Source organism: Citrobacter sp. LUTT5 (genome assembly GCF_009905315.1).
Lineage (GTDB): Bacteria > Pseudomonadota > Gammaproteobacteria > Enterobacterales > Enterobacteriaceae > Citrobacter > Citrobacter freundii.
In genome coordinates this window covers 1,808,960-1,824,894 of sequence record NZ_CP047606.1, presented here as the reverse complement: position 1 = coordinate 1,824,894, position 15,935 = coordinate 1,808,960, and the positions used below count along the sequence as shown (strand labels likewise).

17 protein-coding genes are annotated in these 15,935 nt (G+C 53.3%); 13 read left to right on the top strand and 4 right to left on the bottom strand.

Features of this window, described 5'->3' with window-relative positions; all coding sequences use genetic code 11:
- Positions 1-52: 52 nt before the first annotated feature.
- From ltaE to GUC46_RS08555, 3 genes are all read left to right on the top strand, one after another.
- Complete coding sequence (gene ltaE, locus GUC46_RS08565; protein ID WP_044711367.1) at positions 53-1,054, top strand: low-specificity L-threonine aldolase; 1,002 nt, start codon at positions 53-55, stop codon at positions 1,052-1,054.
- Positions 1,055-1,064: 10 nt separating this feature from the next.
- Positions 1,065-2,495: an SDR family oxidoreductase gene (locus GUC46_RS08560; RefSeq protein ID WP_003840194.1), complete on the top strand. Its 1,431-nt coding sequence runs from the start codon at positions 1,065-1,067 to the stop codon at positions 2,493-2,495.
- Positions 2,496-2,592: 97 nt separating this feature from the next.
- On the top strand, positions 2,593-3,606 hold the full coding sequence (locus tag GUC46_RS08555) for an NAD(P)-dependent oxidoreductase (protein ID WP_003840192.1): 1,014 nt from the start codon (positions 2,593-2,595) through the stop codon (positions 3,604-3,606).
- Between the two features lie 105 nt (positions 3,607-3,711).
- Here the strand turns inward: GUC46_RS08555 and GUC46_RS08550 are convergent, their stop codons facing one another.
- Both GUC46_RS08550 and GUC46_RS08545 read right to left on the bottom strand, forming a co-directional pair.
- The gene (locus GUC46_RS08550) at positions 3,712-4,542 is read right to left on the bottom strand and encodes an N-acetylmuramoyl-L-alanine amidase (protein ID WP_003027275.1); all 831 of its coding nucleotides are present in this window, start codon (positions 4,540-4,542) and stop codon (positions 3,712-3,714) included.
- Entirely contained in the window at positions 4,539-4,862 is a 324-nt protein-coding gene (locus GUC46_RS08545; protein ID WP_001160725.1) for a heavy metal-binding domain-containing protein, read from the bottom strand. The genes GUC46_RS08550 and GUC46_RS08545 overlap by 4 nt, the downstream gene beginning before the upstream one ends.
- A 126-nt stretch (positions 4,863-4,988) precedes the next feature.
- On the opposite strand from GUC46_RS08545, the gene GUC46_RS08540 reads away from it, so the two are divergent.
- The 7 genes from GUC46_RS08540 (at position 4,989) to yegS (ending at position 10,622) form a co-directional block, all read left to right on the top strand.
- The gene (locus tag GUC46_RS08540) at positions 4,989-5,504 is read left to right on the top strand and encodes a lipoprotein (RefSeq protein WP_061549056.1); all 516 of its coding nucleotides are present in this window, start codon (positions 4,989-4,991) and stop codon (positions 5,502-5,504) included.
- Between the two features lie 225 nt (positions 5,505-5,729).
- A complete protein-coding gene (artP, locus tag GUC46_RS08535) occupies positions 5,730-6,458 on the top strand; it encodes an arginine ABC transporter ATP-binding protein ArtP (protein WP_003027295.1) in 729 nt (242 codons plus the stop codon).
- 16 nt (positions 6,459-6,474) lie between these two features.
- The gene (gene artI / locus GUC46_RS08530) at positions 6,475-7,206 is read left to right on the top strand and encodes an arginine ABC transporter substrate-binding protein ArtI (RefSeq protein WP_003027298.1); all 732 of its coding nucleotides are present in this window, start codon (positions 6,475-6,477) and stop codon (positions 7,204-7,206) included.
- 6 nt (positions 7,207-7,212) lie between these two features.
- Positions 7,213-7,929 carry an arginine ABC transporter permease ArtQ gene (gene artQ, locus GUC46_RS08525; protein ID WP_003027301.1) on the top strand — a complete coding sequence of 239 codons (717 nt, stop codon included), beginning with the start codon at positions 7,213-7,215 and terminating at the stop codon, positions 7,927-7,929.
- Positions 7,929-8,597, top strand: a complete 669-nt coding sequence (gene artM, locus GUC46_RS08520; RefSeq protein WP_003840185.1) for an arginine ABC transporter permease ArtM — start codon at positions 7,929-7,931, stop codon at positions 8,595-8,597. The genes artQ and artM overlap by 1 nt, the downstream gene beginning before the upstream one ends.
- Positions 8,598-8,859: 262 nt before the next feature.
- A complete protein-coding gene (gene artJ, locus GUC46_RS08515) occupies positions 8,860-9,591 on the top strand; it encodes an arginine ABC transporter substrate-binding protein ArtJ (RefSeq protein ID WP_149911235.1) in 732 nt (243 codons plus the stop codon).
- A 131-nt stretch (positions 9,592-9,722) separates the two neighbouring features.
- Positions 9,723-10,622 (top strand): lipid kinase YegS, encoded by a 900-nt coding sequence (yegS, locus tag GUC46_RS08510; protein WP_032949625.1) that lies wholly within the window; start codon positions 9,723-9,725, stop codon positions 10,620-10,622.
- 22 nt (positions 10,623-10,644) lie between these two features.
- On the opposite strand, the gene fbaB is transcribed toward yegS, so the two are convergent.
- Positions 10,645-11,697, bottom strand: a complete 1,053-nt coding sequence (fbaB, locus tag GUC46_RS08505) for a class I fructose-bisphosphate aldolase (RefSeq protein WP_003027312.1) — start codon at positions 11,695-11,697, stop codon at positions 10,645-10,647.
- Between the two features lie 252 nt (positions 11,698-11,949).
- Here fbaB and GUC46_RS08495 point away from each other — a divergent pair, with 252 nt between their 5' ends.
- Genes GUC46_RS08495 through GUC46_RS08485 form a run of 3 tightly spaced genes read left to right on the top strand, consistent with a single transcriptional unit; the run spans position 11,950 to position 15,190 of the window.
- On the top strand, positions 11,950-13,227 hold the full coding sequence (locus GUC46_RS08495; RefSeq protein WP_003027315.1) for a nucleoside permease: 1,278 nt from the start codon (positions 11,950-11,952) through the stop codon (positions 13,225-13,227).
- Positions 13,224-14,228 (top strand): ADP-ribosylglycohydrolase family protein, encoded by a 1,005-nt coding sequence (locus GUC46_RS08490; RefSeq protein ID WP_060854713.1) that lies wholly within the window; start codon positions 13,224-13,226, stop codon positions 14,226-14,228. The genes GUC46_RS08495 and GUC46_RS08490 overlap by 4 nt, the downstream gene beginning before the upstream one ends.
- Positions 14,225-15,190, top strand: coding sequence for a PfkB family carbohydrate kinase (locus tag GUC46_RS08485; RefSeq protein ID WP_160180094.1), 966 nt, complete (start codon positions 14,225-14,227; stop codon positions 15,188-15,190). Before GUC46_RS08490 ends, GUC46_RS08485 begins: the two co-directional genes overlap by 4 nt.
- Here the strand turns inward: GUC46_RS08485 and GUC46_RS08480 are convergent.
- The gene (locus tag GUC46_RS08480) at positions 15,164-15,910 is read right to left on the bottom strand and encodes a GntR family transcriptional regulator (RefSeq protein WP_086529390.1); all 747 of its coding nucleotides are present in this window, start codon (positions 15,908-15,910) and stop codon (positions 15,164-15,166) included. The two genes, GUC46_RS08485 and GUC46_RS08480, sit on opposite strands and share 27 nt — an antisense overlap.
- Positions 15,911-15,935: the final 25 nt, after the last annotated feature.

Below are 15,935 nucleotides of genomic sequence, written 5' to 3'. Positions count from 1 at the left end.
GTGCGGCCAACGCCGAGGCAGCTTGAAGGATGAAGTGTAATAAGGAGATACCATGATTGATTTACGCAGTGATACCGTCACCCGACCCAGTCGCGCCATGCTCGAAGAGATGATGGCCGCCCCGGTCGGGGACGACGTCTACGGTGATGATCCTACCGTTAATGCCCTCCAGCAATACGCGGCCGAGCTTTCTGGCAAAGAAGCCGCCATTTTCTTACCTACCGGCACTCAGGCGAACCTGGTTGCACTGCTCAGCCATTGTCAGCGCGGCGAAGAGTATATCGCCGGTCAGGGCGCGCATAACTATCTCTACGAAGCGGGTGGCGCAGCGGTGCTCGGCAGCATTCAACCGCAACCCATCGATGCCGCGCCGGATGGCTCCCTGCCGCTGGACAAAGTGGCAGCAAAAATCAAAGCAGACGATATCCATTTTGCCCGCACCCGTCTGCTCAGTCTGGAAAACACGCATAACGGAAAAGTGCTGCCGCGCGAGTATCTGAAAGAGGCCTGGGAATTCACCCGGGAGCGCAATCTTGCCCTGCACGTCGACGGCGCGCGTATTTTTAACGCCGTCGTCGCCTATGGCTGTGAGCTTAAAGATGTCACGCAATACTGCGACTCGTTCACCATTTGTCTTTCCAAAGGTCTGGGAACGCCGGTAGGCTCGCTGCTGGTCGGCAGCCACGAGTACATCAAGCGTGCCATTCGCTGGCGCAAAATGACCGGCGGCGGCATGCGCCAGGCGGGTATTTTGGCGGCGGCCGGGCTGTATGCACTGAAAAATAACGTGGCGCGTTTGCAGGAAGACCATGACAACGCCGCCTGGATGGCGGAGCAACTGCGCGAAGCAGGGGCGGACGTCATGCGCCACGACACCAACATGCTGTTTGTGCGCGTTGGCGAAGAGCACGCGGCCGCGCTGGGTGAATATATGAAAGCGCAGGGTGTGCTGATTAACGCCTCCCCGATTGTGCGCCTGGTGATGCATCTTGACGTATCACGTGAACAACTTGCTGAAGTCGTCGCCCACTGGCGCACTTTTTTAACCCAATAAGGAGATGGGCGTGCCGCAACGGATTTTGGTTCTTGGCGCCAGTGGCTACATTGGTCAGCATTTGGTACAGGCGCTCAGTCAGCAAGGGCATCAGGTGTTGGCTGCGGCACGTCGCATTGAACGACTGGAAAAGCAGCAACTGGCCAACGTCAGTTGCCATAAGGTCGATTTGAATTGGCCAGATAACCTCACCCCGCTACTGGTGGGTGTTGATACGGTTTATTACCTGGTCCATGGCATGGGTGAAGGCGGTGATTTTATCGCCCACGAACGTCAGGTGGCGATGAACGTCCGCGATGCACTGCGTAATACAGCGGTCAAACAGCTTATTTTCCTGAGCTCATTACAGGCTCCCCGGCATGAACAATCCGATCATCTGCGTGCGCGACAGATAACCGCAGATACTCTGCGTGAATCAGGCGTGCCAATGACGGAATTGCGCGCGGGCATTATCGTGGGGGCAGGTTCCGCTGCCTTTGAAGTGATGCGCGACATGGTCTACAACCTGCCGGTACTCACCCCTCCGCGCTGGGTGCGCTCACGTACCACACCCATCGCGCTGGAGAATTTGATGTACTACCTGGTGGCGTTGTTGGATCATCCCACGCAACATCACCGCGTACTCGAAGCAGCCGGCCCGCAGGTGTTGAGCTATCAGGAACAGTTCGAGCATTTTATGGCGGTCAGCGGTAAACATCGCCTGCTCATCCCCATCCCCTTCCCTACCCGCTGGATTTCGGTCTGGTTTTTAAACGTCATTACGTCAGTGCCGCCAACCACGGCCAAGGCGCTGATCCAGGGCTTAAAACACGACCTGCTGGCCGATGACACCGAACTACGTGCGCTGATCCCGCAAAAGCTGATTGCCTTTGATGACGCGGTGCGCAGTACGTTGAAGGAAGAAGAAAAGCTGGTCAACTCCAGCGACTGGGGTTACGACGCGCAGGCGTTTGCCCGCTGGCGTCCAGAATATGGCTATTTCGCCAAACAAGCTGGCTTTAGCGTTGAAACCGCCGCCAGCAAAAAAGCACTGTGGCAGGTAGTGAATCGACTCGGCGGCAAAGAAGGCTATTTCTTTGGCAATATTCTATGGAAGACGCGCGCGGCCTTGGACCTGCTGGTCGGCCATAAGCTGGCAAAAGGTCGTCCCGAACACCCACTATTGCAAGTTGGCGACACCGTTGATAGCTGGAAAGTCATCATCGTTGAGCCGGAGAAACAGCTGACGCTGCTGTTTGGGATGAAAGCGCCGGGATTGGGTCGCCTGAGCTTCACACTGGAAGATAAAGGCGATCATCGACGCATTGATGTACGCGCCTGGTGGCATCCGCACGGTATGCCTGGCCTCTTCTACTGGCTGTTGATGATCCCCGCGCACCTGTTCATTTTCAGGGGGATGGCGAAGCGTATAGCCAAACTTGCAGAACAAATCACAGACTAATGATAAAAAGAGCCTGTATTCTTTCATGTTTCCCATTGCATACAGGCGTATTTCACGGAAGAATGCGCACGACGTTTTTTAAACACAGTGGATTGATATGAAGGTACTGGTTACCGGAGCCACCAGCGGCTTGGGCCGAAACGCGGTTGAGTTTTTATGCAGCAAAGGCGTCAGCGTCAGAGCCACCGGTCGCAACGAAGCGATGGGCAAGCTGCTGGAGAAAATGGGCGCAGAATTTGTGCATGCGGATTTGACCGAGCTGGTTTCTTCGCAAGCAAAAGTGATGCTTGCCGGCATCGACACGCTGTGGCACTGCTCCAGTTTTACCTCACCGTGGGGAACTCAGGAAGCCTTCGATCTGGCCAACGTTCGCGCAACTCGCCGTCTGGGCGAGTGGGCCGTGGCCTGGGGCGTTCGCAACTTCATTCATATCTCCTCGCCGTCGCTCTATTTTGATTATCACCACCATCGCGATATCAAAGAGGACTTTCGTCCGCACCGCTTCGCCAATGAATTTGCCCGCAGCAAAGCAGCTGGCGAAGACGTGATCGCGTTGCTGGCGCAGGCCAACCCGCAGACGCGTTTTACGGTATTGCGTCCGCAAAGCCTGTTCGGACCACACGATAAGGTCTTTATCCCGCGCCTGGCCCATATGATGTACCACTATGGCAGCATCCTGTTGCCGCACGGCGGAAGTGCGCTGGTAGATATGACCTACTACGAAAATGCAGTGCACGCGATGTGGCTGGCAAGTCAGCAAGCCTGCGATAAGCTGCCGTCAGGTCGCGCGTACAACATTACCAACGGCGAGCATCGCACTCTGCGCAGCATTGTGCAGAAACTCATCGACGAGCTGAATATTGATTGTCGGATCCGCTCCGTTCCCTACCCGATGCTGGACATGATTGCCCGCAGCATGGAGCGCTTAGGCAATAAATCGGCAAAAGAGCCAAAGCTGACGCATTACGGCGTCTCGAAGCTAAATTTTGATTTTACGCTGGATACTACCCGCGCTCAGGAAGAGTTGGGTTATCAGCCCATTGTGACGCTGGATGCAGGGATTGAACGTACCGCGGCCTGGCTGCGCGACCACGGTAAGCTGCCGCGTTAACCATTGCCGGATGGCGGCGGAAGCGCCTTATCCGGCCTACAAAATCCAGCCTAAATTAGCCGTAGGCCTGATAAGCGAAGCACCATCGGGCATTGGTGTTCTGCGTTAACCCTGCCCGTATTTTTCCAGTAACGCTTCGGCAATCGCCTGAGTTTCCGCATCCGCCACGCCGTTCCACAGCGTCGGGCGGAAGTGCATCTGGAAGGCCATAATCACCCGCTGCTGTTCGCGCGGCGTCATATCAGATTTTATCTCATAGCCGTAACGCGACAGCAGATCGAGTAAAGATTCGGTTGCTACCGGCGTATGAGGTGCTCGCCCGGCAAGATAAAACGCTACGCGCTGAGTGTCCGGCCACGCGCCAATTCCCTGTTCGGCCAGCACTTTCCATGGGAAAAGCGGTCCAGGATCGTCCTTACGTTGCGGCGCGATGTCCGCATGGGCTACCACGTTCTGCGGTTTTATGTCGTAGCGGGCGATAATATCTTTCGCCAATGGGATCAGCGCCTGAATCTGCGCGGGCTCAAACGGCGCAAAATATTTTATCCCTGCCGATTTTTGCCAGCCGCGGTTTTCCAGCTCAATGCCAATTGAGGTATCGTTAATACGCGTAGCGCCACGCCAGAAGCTAATCCCCGCATGCCAGGCCAGATCTTTTTCCGGCACCAGTTGCCAGATACGCGGTTTGCCGTGGTAGAGCGGCGGCACAGCCGGGATCAAATAGTGCGAGCTGACGTTTTTATCGGTCAGCGTAGCCAGAGAAGAGTCAAAATCATCGGCCGTGTAATGGATAACCAGCACTTTAATGCGTGGATAAGCAGCCTGTGCCTGACGGCGGGTATCTAACTGATACCCGTCTTTGTCGACAATCCCTTTTTCGCCAGCACATCCCACCAGCAACAGCGTAAATGCCAGCAGACACAACAGACGCTTCATCGGCGAGTTTTCACCGCGGTACCGCTGACGCTCACCATCAGCATACTGCCGTCTTTGCCCACGGTTTCGTAATCAATATCAATACCGACCACCGCATCAGCACCCAGCGCTTTGGCCTGTTCGCCCAGCTCCTGGAAAGCAATTTCACGCGCTTTACGCAGCTCTTTTTCATACGCGCCGGAGCGACCGCCGACAATATCGCGAATGCCGGCGAAAAAATCGCGGAAAATATTCGCGCCTAAAATGGCTTCGCCAGTCACAACACCGCAGTATTCCACGATGCTCTGCCCTTCCAGCGTAGGGGTAGTCGAAAACTGCATGGTTAATCTCCTTTTTGCGCTAAGAGCACGATCTCAAAAGCATTATCGAACCGATCCACTATCATTGAAAGGATATATTCTATCAACGTAGAACACTAATAGTAGAAAGCTAATAAGGAAATCATTATGCGCTACTCGAAACTCTCTCTGCTGGTTCCATGTGCACTCCTTCTCAGCGCCTGTACGACCGTGACGCCGGTCTATAAAGATAACGGCACGCGTAGCGGTTCATGCGTAGAAGGCGGGCCAGACAGCGTGGCTCAACAATTCTATGATTACCGTATTCAGCATCGAAACAATGATCTTACCCCACTTCGTCCATACCTTAGCGACAACCTGGCTAAACTGCTGAACGATGCCAGCCGCGATAACGCACACCGCGACCTGTTTAACAGCGATCCGTTCTCCAGCCGCGCCACACTTCCGGACAGTGCCAGCGTCGCCAGCGCATCGACTATTCCGAATAGTGATGCACGCAACATTCCGCTACGCGTAGAGCTGAAACAGGGTGACCAGAGTTGGCGTGATGAAGTGCTGATGATCCGCGAAGGCCAGTGCTGGGTCGTTGATGATGTACGCTATCTGGGCGGCAGCGTACACGCGCCAGCCGGGACGTTGCGCCAGTCTGTCGAAAACCGTTAATCGCGCCATTTACTCGCCCAAATCATAACCCCCATTAATTGTCTGGCATTCTGCATAGAATGCCGACAATTATTCTTGCCCACTGGTGGCCCCGCTATTTTGTGCTATGTTTAGAGAAGAATGCGGTTTGCATTTAACTTTTAACGCATAAATATTGCATAACTATTCTGTCAAAGGTAGTATCTGCGGCTTCAATAGCTATCAGACTGCCAGTATCGAGTGTCAATGAGTATTCAATTAAACGGCATTAACTGCTTCTACGGCGCACATCAGGCGCTGTTCGATATCACGCTGGATTGCCCTCAGGGTGAAACACTGGTGTTACTTGGCCCAAGTGGAGCCGGGAAAAGCTCGCTACTGCGCGTACTCAACCTGCTTGAGATGCCGCGCTCGGGCACGCTCTCTATTGCGGGTAACCGTTTCGACTTCACGAAAACCCCGTCAGATAAAGCCATTCGGGATCTGCGTCAAAACGTGGGCATGGTCTTCCAGCAATATAATCTTTGGCCGCATCTCACGGTGGTGCAGAACCTGATTGAAGCGCCCTGCCGCGTACTAGGTCTGACAAAAGAGCAAGCGATGGCGCGTGCCGAGAAACTGCTGGAACGACTGCGTCTGAAGCCGTACAGCGATCGCTATCCACTGCATCTGTCCGGCGGCCAGCAGCAGCGTGTGGCCATTGCCCGCGCGTTGATGATGGAACCACAGGTGCTGCTGTTTGATGAGCCTACCGCAGCGCTTGACCCGGAAATCACCGCCCAAATCGTCAGCATCATTCGTGAGCTGGCGGAAACCAATATTACTCAGGTGATCGTCACCCACGAAGTGGAAGTTGCTCGTAAAACGGCCAGTCGCGTGGTGTACATGGAAAACGGTCATATCGTCGAGTTTGGGGATGCGAGCTGCTTTGCCAACCCGCAAACCGAAGCGTTTAAAAACTATCTTTCTCACTAAGATTCGGGACAATACAATGAAAAAAGTTCTGATTGCCGCGCTAATCGCAGGTTTTAGCCTTTCCGCTACCGCAGCCCAAACCATTCGTTTCGCCACCGAAGCGTCTTATCCTCCATTTGAATCGATCGATGCTAACAACAAGATCGTAGGGTTTGACGTTGATCTGGCGAATGCGCTGTGTAAAGAGATTGACGCTACCTGTACCTTCACCAATCAGGCCTTCGACAGCCTGATCCCGAGCCTGAAATTCCGTCGTTTTGACGCGGTGATGGCCGGTATGGACATCACGCCTGAGCGTGAAAAACAGGTTCTGTTCACCACCCCTTACTACGACAACTCTGCGCTGTTTGTTGGCCAACAGGGTAAATACACCAGCATTGATCAGCTGAAAGGCAAAAAAGTCGGCGTTCAAAACGGAACGACGCACCAGAAATTCATCATGGATAAACATCCGGAAGTGACTACCGTGCCGTATGACAGCTATCAGAATGCCAAACTCGATCTGCAAAACGGTCGTATTGACGGCGTCTTTGGTGATACCGCAGTAGTGACAGAGTGGCTGAAAGACAATCCAAAACTGGCCGCGGTTGGCGACAAAGTCACGGATAAAGATTACTTCGGTACCGGTCTGGGCATCGCTGTGCGCCAGGGCAATACCGAGCTGCAGCAGAAATTTAACGCTGCGCTGGAAAAAGTGAAGAAAGATGGGACTTACGAGACCATCTACAACAAATGGTTCCAGAAGTAATATTTGATGAATGAATTTTTTCCTTTAGCAAGCGCCGCCGGGATGACCGTCGGCCTTGCCGTTTGTGCGCTGATCATTGGCCTTGCGCTCGCCATGTTTTTTGCCGTCTGGGAGTCAGTAAAATGGCGCCCGGTGGCATGGGCGGGCTCGGCCCTGGTCACCATCCTGCGCGGTCTGCCAGAAATTCTGGTGGTTCTGTTTATCTATTTCGGCTCCTCACAACTGCTGCTGACGCTGGCCGATGGCTTTACGATCAATCTCGGGTTTGTACAAATCCCGGTTCAGATGCAGATCGAAAACTTCGACGTCAGCCCGTTCCTGTGCGGTGTCATTGCACTGTCATTGCTGTATGCCGCTTACGCGTCGCAAACGCTGCGTGGCGCGCTGAAGGCCGTGCCACTCGGGCAATGGGAGTCAGGTCAGGCGTTAGGTTTGTCTAAAGCCGCGATCTTCTTTCGTCTGGTGATGCCGCAGATGTGGCGTCATGCCTTACCGGGACTGGGTAACCAGTGGCTGGTATTGCTGAAAGATACCGCGCTGGTCAGCCTTATCAGCGTGAACGATCTGATGCTGCAAACCAAGAGCATCGCTACCCGTACCCAGGAGCCGTTTACCTGGTACATTGTGGCGGCCGCTATTTACCTGGTGATTACGCTGGTGAGTCAGTACATTCTCAAACGCATTGACCTGCGCGCGACACGTTTTGAGCGGAGACCAGGCTGATGCTTGAGTATTTACCTGAATTGTTGAAAGGGCTGCATACCAGCCTGACGCTGACTGTCGCCTCCATCGTAGTTGCTCTGGTGCTGGCGCTGATCTTCACCGTCATCCTGACGCTGAAAACGCCGGTACTGGTGTGGCTGGTTCGCGCTTATATCACGCTGTTTACCGGTACACCGCTGCTGGTGCAAATCTTCCTGATCTACTACGGACCAGGACAGTTTCCGGCATTGCAAGAATATCCGGTACTGTGGCATCTGCTCTCTGAACCCTGGTTATGCGCCTTAATTGCGCTGTCGTTAAACAGTGCGGCCTACACTACGCAACTGTTCTACGGCGCTATCCGTGCAATCCCGGAAGGCCAGTGGCAGTCCTGCGGTGCATTGGGGATGAGCAAAAAGGATACGCTGGCGATTCTGTTGCCGTACGCCTTTAAACGCGCCCTCTCCTCATATTCCAACGAAGTGGTGCTGGTATTTAAAAGTACCTCACTGGCTTACACCATCACCCTGATGGAAGTCATGGGTTATAGCCAGCTGCTGTACGGTCGTACTTATGACGTTATGGTATTCGGTGCTGCGGGTGTGATTTACCTGATCGTCAACGGCTTGCTGACACTGATGATGCGCTTAATCGAACGTAAAGCGCTGGCGTTTGAACACCGGAATTAAGCATATGCCTGATGGCGCTACGCTTATCAGGCCTACGGTTCATGCACCTTTTGTAGGCCGGATAAGGTGCTAGCACCACCATCCGGCAAATATGCATAAATTAAAATAATAAAGACGGACAACAACCTAAATTGTCCGTCTTTTTTTATGTCATTAAAAATATTTAATCATTTTTATTGCATATAAATTCATTAAATGGCATTGTTAATCCACGCCGCAGACACGGTAAATAATCATAAGATTGACAGACGGGAGTTCCACCATGAAAAAGTTAGTACTGGTCGCATTACTTGCTACTTTCGCCGCTGGCGCCTCAGCTGCTGATAAAATTAGTTTCGGTGTATCAGCCACGTATCCGCCATTTGAATCACTGGACGCTAGCAATAAAATTGTCGGTTTTGACATCGACCTGGCAACGGCGCTGTGCAAACAAATGCAGGCAGAATGTACTTTCACCAATCACGCTTTCGATAGCCTGATCCCCGCGCTGAAATTCAAGAAATATGATGCGGTTATTTCCGGAATGGATATCACACCTGAGCGTAGCAAGCAGGTTGCATTTACTCAGCCTTACTATGCCAACTCCGCGCTGGTGATTGCGAAAAAAGACACCTATAAAACCTTTGCCGACCTGAAAGGTAAGCGCATCGGTATGGAAAACGGCACCACCCATCAGAAATACCTGCAGGATAAACATCCTGAGGTGAAAACCGTGGCCTACGATAGCTATCAGAATGCGATTATCGACCTGAAAAATGGCCGTATTGATGGCGTATTTGGCGATACTGCTGTGGTTAACGAGTGGCTGAAAACCAACCCGCAGTTAGGCGTAGCCACTGACAAAGTAACCGACCCGCAATACTTCGGTACTGGCCTTGGCATCGCGGTTCGCCCGGATAACAAAGCCCTGCTGGAAAAACTGAACAGCGCGCTGGCAGCAATCAAAGCTGACGGCACGTACAAGAAAATCAGCGATCAGTGGTTCCCGCAGTAACGTCTGCCCAATCTGAAAAGCCGCGCTCTGCGGCTTTTTTTATCTCTTCGCCTGCGCTTTCAGTCAGTTCTTACGCCATAAACACTTTCCTGGCATACACTTGTTAAAACGAAAAAAAGTGAGGCAAACGGATGATAGCGTTCCCTGCCAGTTTACTGATCCTCAATGGAAAAAGTGCTGATAATCTCCCCCTGCGTGATGCCATTGCGAAGCTTCGCGATGAAGGCGTGGAAATCCATGTTCGCGTGACCTGGGAAAAAGGCGATGCCCAACGCTACGTTGATGAAGCTCGTCAGCTAGGCGTTGAAACGGTGATTGCCGGCGGCGGCGACGGCACCATCAACGAAGTTTCGACGGCGCTGATCCAGTCGCAGGGCGACAATATTCCGGCGCTGGGTATTTTACCGTTGGGAACGGCAAATGATTTTGCCACCAGCGTGGGGATACCCGACGACCTTGATAAGGCGTTAAAGCTGGCTATCGCCGCAAATGCGACAGCGATCGATATGGTGCAGGTCAATGATAAAACCTGTTTTATCAACATGGCGACCGGCGGCTTCGGCACACGTATCACTACCGAAACGCCGGAAAAACTCAAAGCTGCGTTGGGTGGCGTATCATACTTTATCCACGGATTAATGCGCATGGATACGCTCAAACCCGACGTCTGCGATATTCGTGGGGAAGATTTTCACTGGCAAGGTAAGGCGCTGGTGATTGGTATCGGTAATGGTCGTCAGGCTGGTGGCGGGCAACAGCTTTGCCCAACGGCGCTGATCAACGATGGTCTGTTGCAACTGCGCATTTTTACCGGCGAAGAACTGTTGCCAGGGCTGCTTTCGGCGTTAACGCAATCCGAAAACAACCCTAACATCATCGAGGGCGCATCATCGTGGTTTGATATCCGCGCCCCACACGAAATTACCTTTAATCTTGATGGCGAACCGCTCAGCGGACAGGAGTTTCATATTGAAATCCTGCCTGAGGCGTTACGTTGCAGACTGCCGCCGGGTTGTCCACTGTTGCGCTAACACAACGACACCCCGGCTGTAATCAGGCGATGGTAACTTTGCTGTCCAGATAAACATCCTGCACGGCGTTAATCAGCTTAACGCCGTCGGCCATGGTTTTCTTGAATGCTTTGCGTCCAAGAATCAGCCCCATGCCGCCTGCTCGTTTGTTAATCACCGCCGTACGTACCGCATCACTGAGATCGGTTTCGCCGCCAGCCGCGCCGCCGGAGTTAATTAACCCGGCGCGCCCCATATAACAGTTCGCCAGTTGATAACGTACCAGGTCAATTGGATTCTCGCTGGTCAACTTGGTGTAGACGCGATCGTCGGTGTAGCCAAAATTAACCGCTTTATACCCACCGTTATTTTCCGCCATTTTCTGCTTAACGATATCCGCCCCGATAGTGGCCGCCAGATGGTTAGCCTGCCCGGTTAAATCGGCGGAAACATGGTAATCCACACCATCTTTTTTAAACGCGGAGTTACGCAAGTACGCCCACAACACGGTAACCATACCCAGCTCATGGGCGCGCTCAAACGCTGCAGAAATCTCTTCAATCTGGCGGCGAGATTCCTCAGAACCGAAATAGATTGTTGCCCCTACCGCAACCGCGCCCATATTGAACGCCTGCTCTACGCTGGCATACAGCGTCTGGTCGAACGTATTCGGATAGCTCAGCGTTTCGTTGTGGTTAATTTTAACGAGGAACGGGATACGGTGCGCGTAGCGGCGGGAGACAGAAGCCAGCACGCCATAGGTCGATGCCACGCAGTTGCACCCTGCTTCGATAGCCAGCTCCACAATATTCTTCGGATCAAAGTACAGCGGGTTAGCCGCAAACGATGCGCCAGCGGAGTGCTCTACCCCCTGGTCCACCGGTAGAATCGACAGATACCCTGTCCCGGCCAGTCGCCCCGTGTTATACAGCGTCTGCATGTTACGCAGCACGGCAGGCGGCCGATTGTTATCCACCATCACACGGTCGACGTAATCATGTCCAGGCAGGTAAAGTTGATCAGAAGGAATGGTCATACAACGATGCTGTAAAAGGTTGTCGGCGTCTTTGCCAAGCAACTGCGCAATATCAGTCATAGCTATGCTCCCGTAATTTCCGATTTGAAACCGGAATGTGGATTGTCCTGACCCGCCTTTTTGCGGGCAGCATTAAGCCTGGTACCGACTGCGCTTTTTTTCCATCTTTAGCGCACTTTTCAGCAACTTCTGCTGGCTCGATTCAGGAAGAAATAATGTTAAGGCGGTCAAATTTAGACCGCAAAGGTATTTTAAAGGTATTACCTAATGGTACTATCAATGCGTACCTTACCTGTCATGAAGGATTTAAAGATGAAAACTACAGTTAAGCTGTCGTTCATGATGTTTGTAGAGTGGTTTATCTGGGGCGCCTGGTTTGTACCGCTGTGGCTGTGGCTGAGTAAAAGCGGCTTTAGCGCCGGGGAGATCGGCTGGTCCTACGCTTGTACCGCGATCGCCGCGATCCTGTCGCCCATTCTGGTCGGTTCAATCACTGACCGCTTTTTCTCCGCGCAAAAAGTGCTGGCGGTGTTGATGTTCGTCGGCGCTATTCTGATGTACTTCGCCGCCCAGCAAACAACCTTCAGCGGATTCTTCCCGCTGTTACTGGCCTATTCGTTGACCTATATGCCGACGATTGCGCTGACTAACAGTATTGCTTTTGCCAACGTACCGGACGTTGAGCGTGATTTCCCGCGCATACGAGTGATGGGAACCATCGGCTGGATTGCCTCTGGTTTGGCCTGTGGTTTCTTACCGCAAATGCTTGGCTATAGCGACATTTCACCCACCAATATTCCCCTGCTGATCACTGCCGGAAGCTCTGCACTGTTGGGCGTCTTTGCGTTCTTCTTACCGGATACGCCACCAAAAAGTACCGGCAAAATGGATTTCAAAGTCATGCTGGGTCTGGATGCGCTGATCCTGCTGCGCGATAAAAATTTCCTCGTCTTTTTCTTTTGTTCTTTCCTGTTTGCGATGCCACTGGCGTTCTATTACATCTTCGCCAACGGCTACCTGACAGAAGTCGGAATGAAAAACGCCACCGGTTGGATGACGCTGGGCCAGTTCTCTGAAATCTTCTTTATGCTGGCACTACCGTTTTTCACCAAACGATTTGGCATTAAAAAGGTATTATTGCTTGGTCTTATTACTGCGGCGATCCGCTACGGATTTTTCGTTTACGGTGGTGCGGAAGAATATTTCACTTACGCCCTGCTGTTTCTCGGCATTCTGCTGCACGGTGTCAGTTACGACTTCTATTACGTCACGGCCTACATCTATGTCGATAAAAAAGCGCCGGTTCACATGCGCACCGCAGCGCAAGGGCTTATCACCCTCTGCTGTCAGGGATTCGGCAGCCTGCTCGGTTACCGTCTGGGCGGCGTGATGATGGAAAAAATGTTTGCTTACCAGGAACCGGTTAATGGTCTCACCTTTAACTGGGCTGGCATGTGGGGATTTGGCGCGGTCATGATTGCCGTCATTGCCGTGATGTTTATGATTTTCTTTCGCGAATCTGACAAAGAAATCACCGCCATTAAGGTGGACGATCGCGATGTAGCGTTGAAACAAGGGGAAGTAAAATGAAAGCAGAACGTATTCTCGGTGCTCTTTATGGGCAGGCGTTAGGGGATGCGATGGGCATGCCGTCGGAACTGTGGCCAAGAACCCGGGTTAAAGCCCATTTCGGTTGGATCGACAGTTTTTTGCCTGGTCCGGCGGAAAATAATGCTGCCTGCTACTTTAACCAGGCAGAGTTTACTGATGACACGTCTATGGCGCTGTGTCTGGCAGATGCCCTGCTTGAGTGCGACGGAGAGATTGTACCCGACGTTATTGGTCGCAATATTCTGGCCTGGGCAGAGCGTTTTGATGCCTTTAATAAAAACGTGCTCGGCCCGACCTCAAAAATTGCGCTCAAAGCCATTCGCGACGGCAAACCTGTCGCCGAACTGGAGAATAATGGCGTGACCAACGGTGCGGCAATGCGCGTTTCGCCACTGGGATGCCTGCTACCCGCCCGCAATCTTGATGCCTTTATCGATGATGTGGCACTGGCCTCCAGCCCGACGCATAAATCGGATCTGGCTATCGCGGGAGCCGTTGTCGTCGCGTGGGCGGTATCTCGCGCCATCGACGGAGGAACATGGTCGGAGATTGTCGACGCACTACCTGCCATTGCCCTGCACGCGCAGCAAAAACGAATCACCACCTTTAGCGCATCGCTTTGTGCACGCCTTGAACTGGCGCTGAAAATCGTCCGTAACGCCGACGGCATTGAGTCCGCCAGCGAGCAGTTGTATCAGGTTGTGGGGGCAGGAACCAGCACCATTGAGTCTGTGCCTTGCGCCATCGCGATGGTCGAACTGGCGCAGACCGATCCCAACCGCTGCGCCATTCTGTGCGCGAACCTCGGCGGCGATACCGATACCATCGGAGCGATGGCAACCGCCATTTGTGGCGCGCTGCACGGCGTCGACGCGATTGACCCGGCATTGAAGCAGGAGTTGGATGCGGTTAATGAGCTGGACTTTACCCGCTACGCCAACGGGTTAATACGACTGCGTGAGCAGCGGGAGGCGCTATGAGCACCATGCGCCTGCAACAACTTCTCTCGCAGTTACGTACACAGCGGCCAGTAACGGTGGTGGGTGCAGCGGTGATTGATGTCATTGCCGATGCGTATGCCCTCCCCTGGCGAGGCTGTGATATCGAACTCAAACAGCAAGGCGTGAACGTTGGCGGCTGCGCACTCAATATTGCCGTAGCGCTCAAGCGTTTAGGTATCGACGCCAGTAATGCGTTACCGCTGGGTCAGGGGGTGTGGGCCGACATTATCCGCAATCGGATGGCAAAAGAGGGGCTGCACAGCCTGATCGACAACGCCGAAGGCGATAACGGCTGGTGTCTGGCGCTGGTGGAACCGGATGGCGAACGTACCTTTATGTCCTTTAGCGGCGTTGAGAATCAGTGGAATGCCGCCTGGCTGGCACAGCTGGATATCCCGCGTCATAGCCTGGTGTATCTCTCGGGTTATCAGCTAGCGTCCCCGTGCGGTGAATTGCTGGTGCAGTGGCTGGAAGGACTGGAAGAGGTGACACCGTTTATCGATTTTGGCCCGCGCATCGGCGACATTCCCGAGCCCTTACTGGTACGAATTATGGCCTGCCGTCCGCTGGTGTCACTTAATCGTCAGGAGGCGGAAATTGCTGCCGAGCGATTTGCATTGAGTCAGGATGTGGAAGGTTTTGGCGCAGAATGGGTGCAGCGTTTCACCGCACCGGTGGTAGTGCGTCAGGATAAAGACGGCGCATGGTATTTCAGCGCACAGACATCCGGCTGCGTACCGGCATTTGCAACGGCGGTCATTGATACTATCGGCGCAGGAGACAGCCATGCCGGCGGCATGCTGGCCGGACTAGCGTCTGGCTGGACGCTGGACGACTCAGTGCTGTTAGGTAACGCGGTGGCGTCCTGGGTAGTTGGGCATCGTGGCGGCGATTGCGCCCCATCACGCGAGGCGCTACTCCTCGCACACAAAAACGTATAGATCGCTACGACAGTAACTGATGCTGTATTCAATAGGCCGTTGCTGCTGGTCAAGCGCTACCTGCTTGATCACCAGTACCGGCACTTTACTATCCATTTGAATGTGCGCCTGGAACTCTGCATCCGGCATTCTGGCGCTAACGCGTGAGCGCGTACGCTGTGGGAAAATATGCTGGCTACGAAAATAGTCATACAGAGAAACACCAATGGCATCCACATCATGAATTAGATGTGCGGGTACCCAAGACTCTTCAATAGATACTGCGTCTTCGTCAACGTAACGAATGCGTTTGAGCAGAAAGACATCACTTCCTCTGACAACAGCCAACTGCTGTGCCACCTCTTCCGGGCAAGGTACAATTCTTTTGTTAACCCACAACGTATCCGGTTTTTTACCGCGCAACACCACCTGCTGAGAAAAACCGCGCGCTTCTTTGAGCGAATACTCGAAGATATTGTTGATTTGCGTTCCGTAACCGCGGGCACGTGTTACTACACCCTCTTCTTCCAGGGCCTGCATCGCCTTGCGTACCGTAATCCGAGAAACACCGGTCAACTGGCTGAGGTCGCGCTCGCCGGGCAGGATATTGCCGTGCTCCAGGATCCCACTGCGCACAGCATTCTTCACCGTCTGCGCAAATTTCATATACAGCGGCGTGTTATCCGCCGCTGAAATACGTTCATTCAGTTGTGCGATAAGCTGGGTATGCGCTTGTTCCATTTATCTTTTCCCTGGCCGCCGTTTC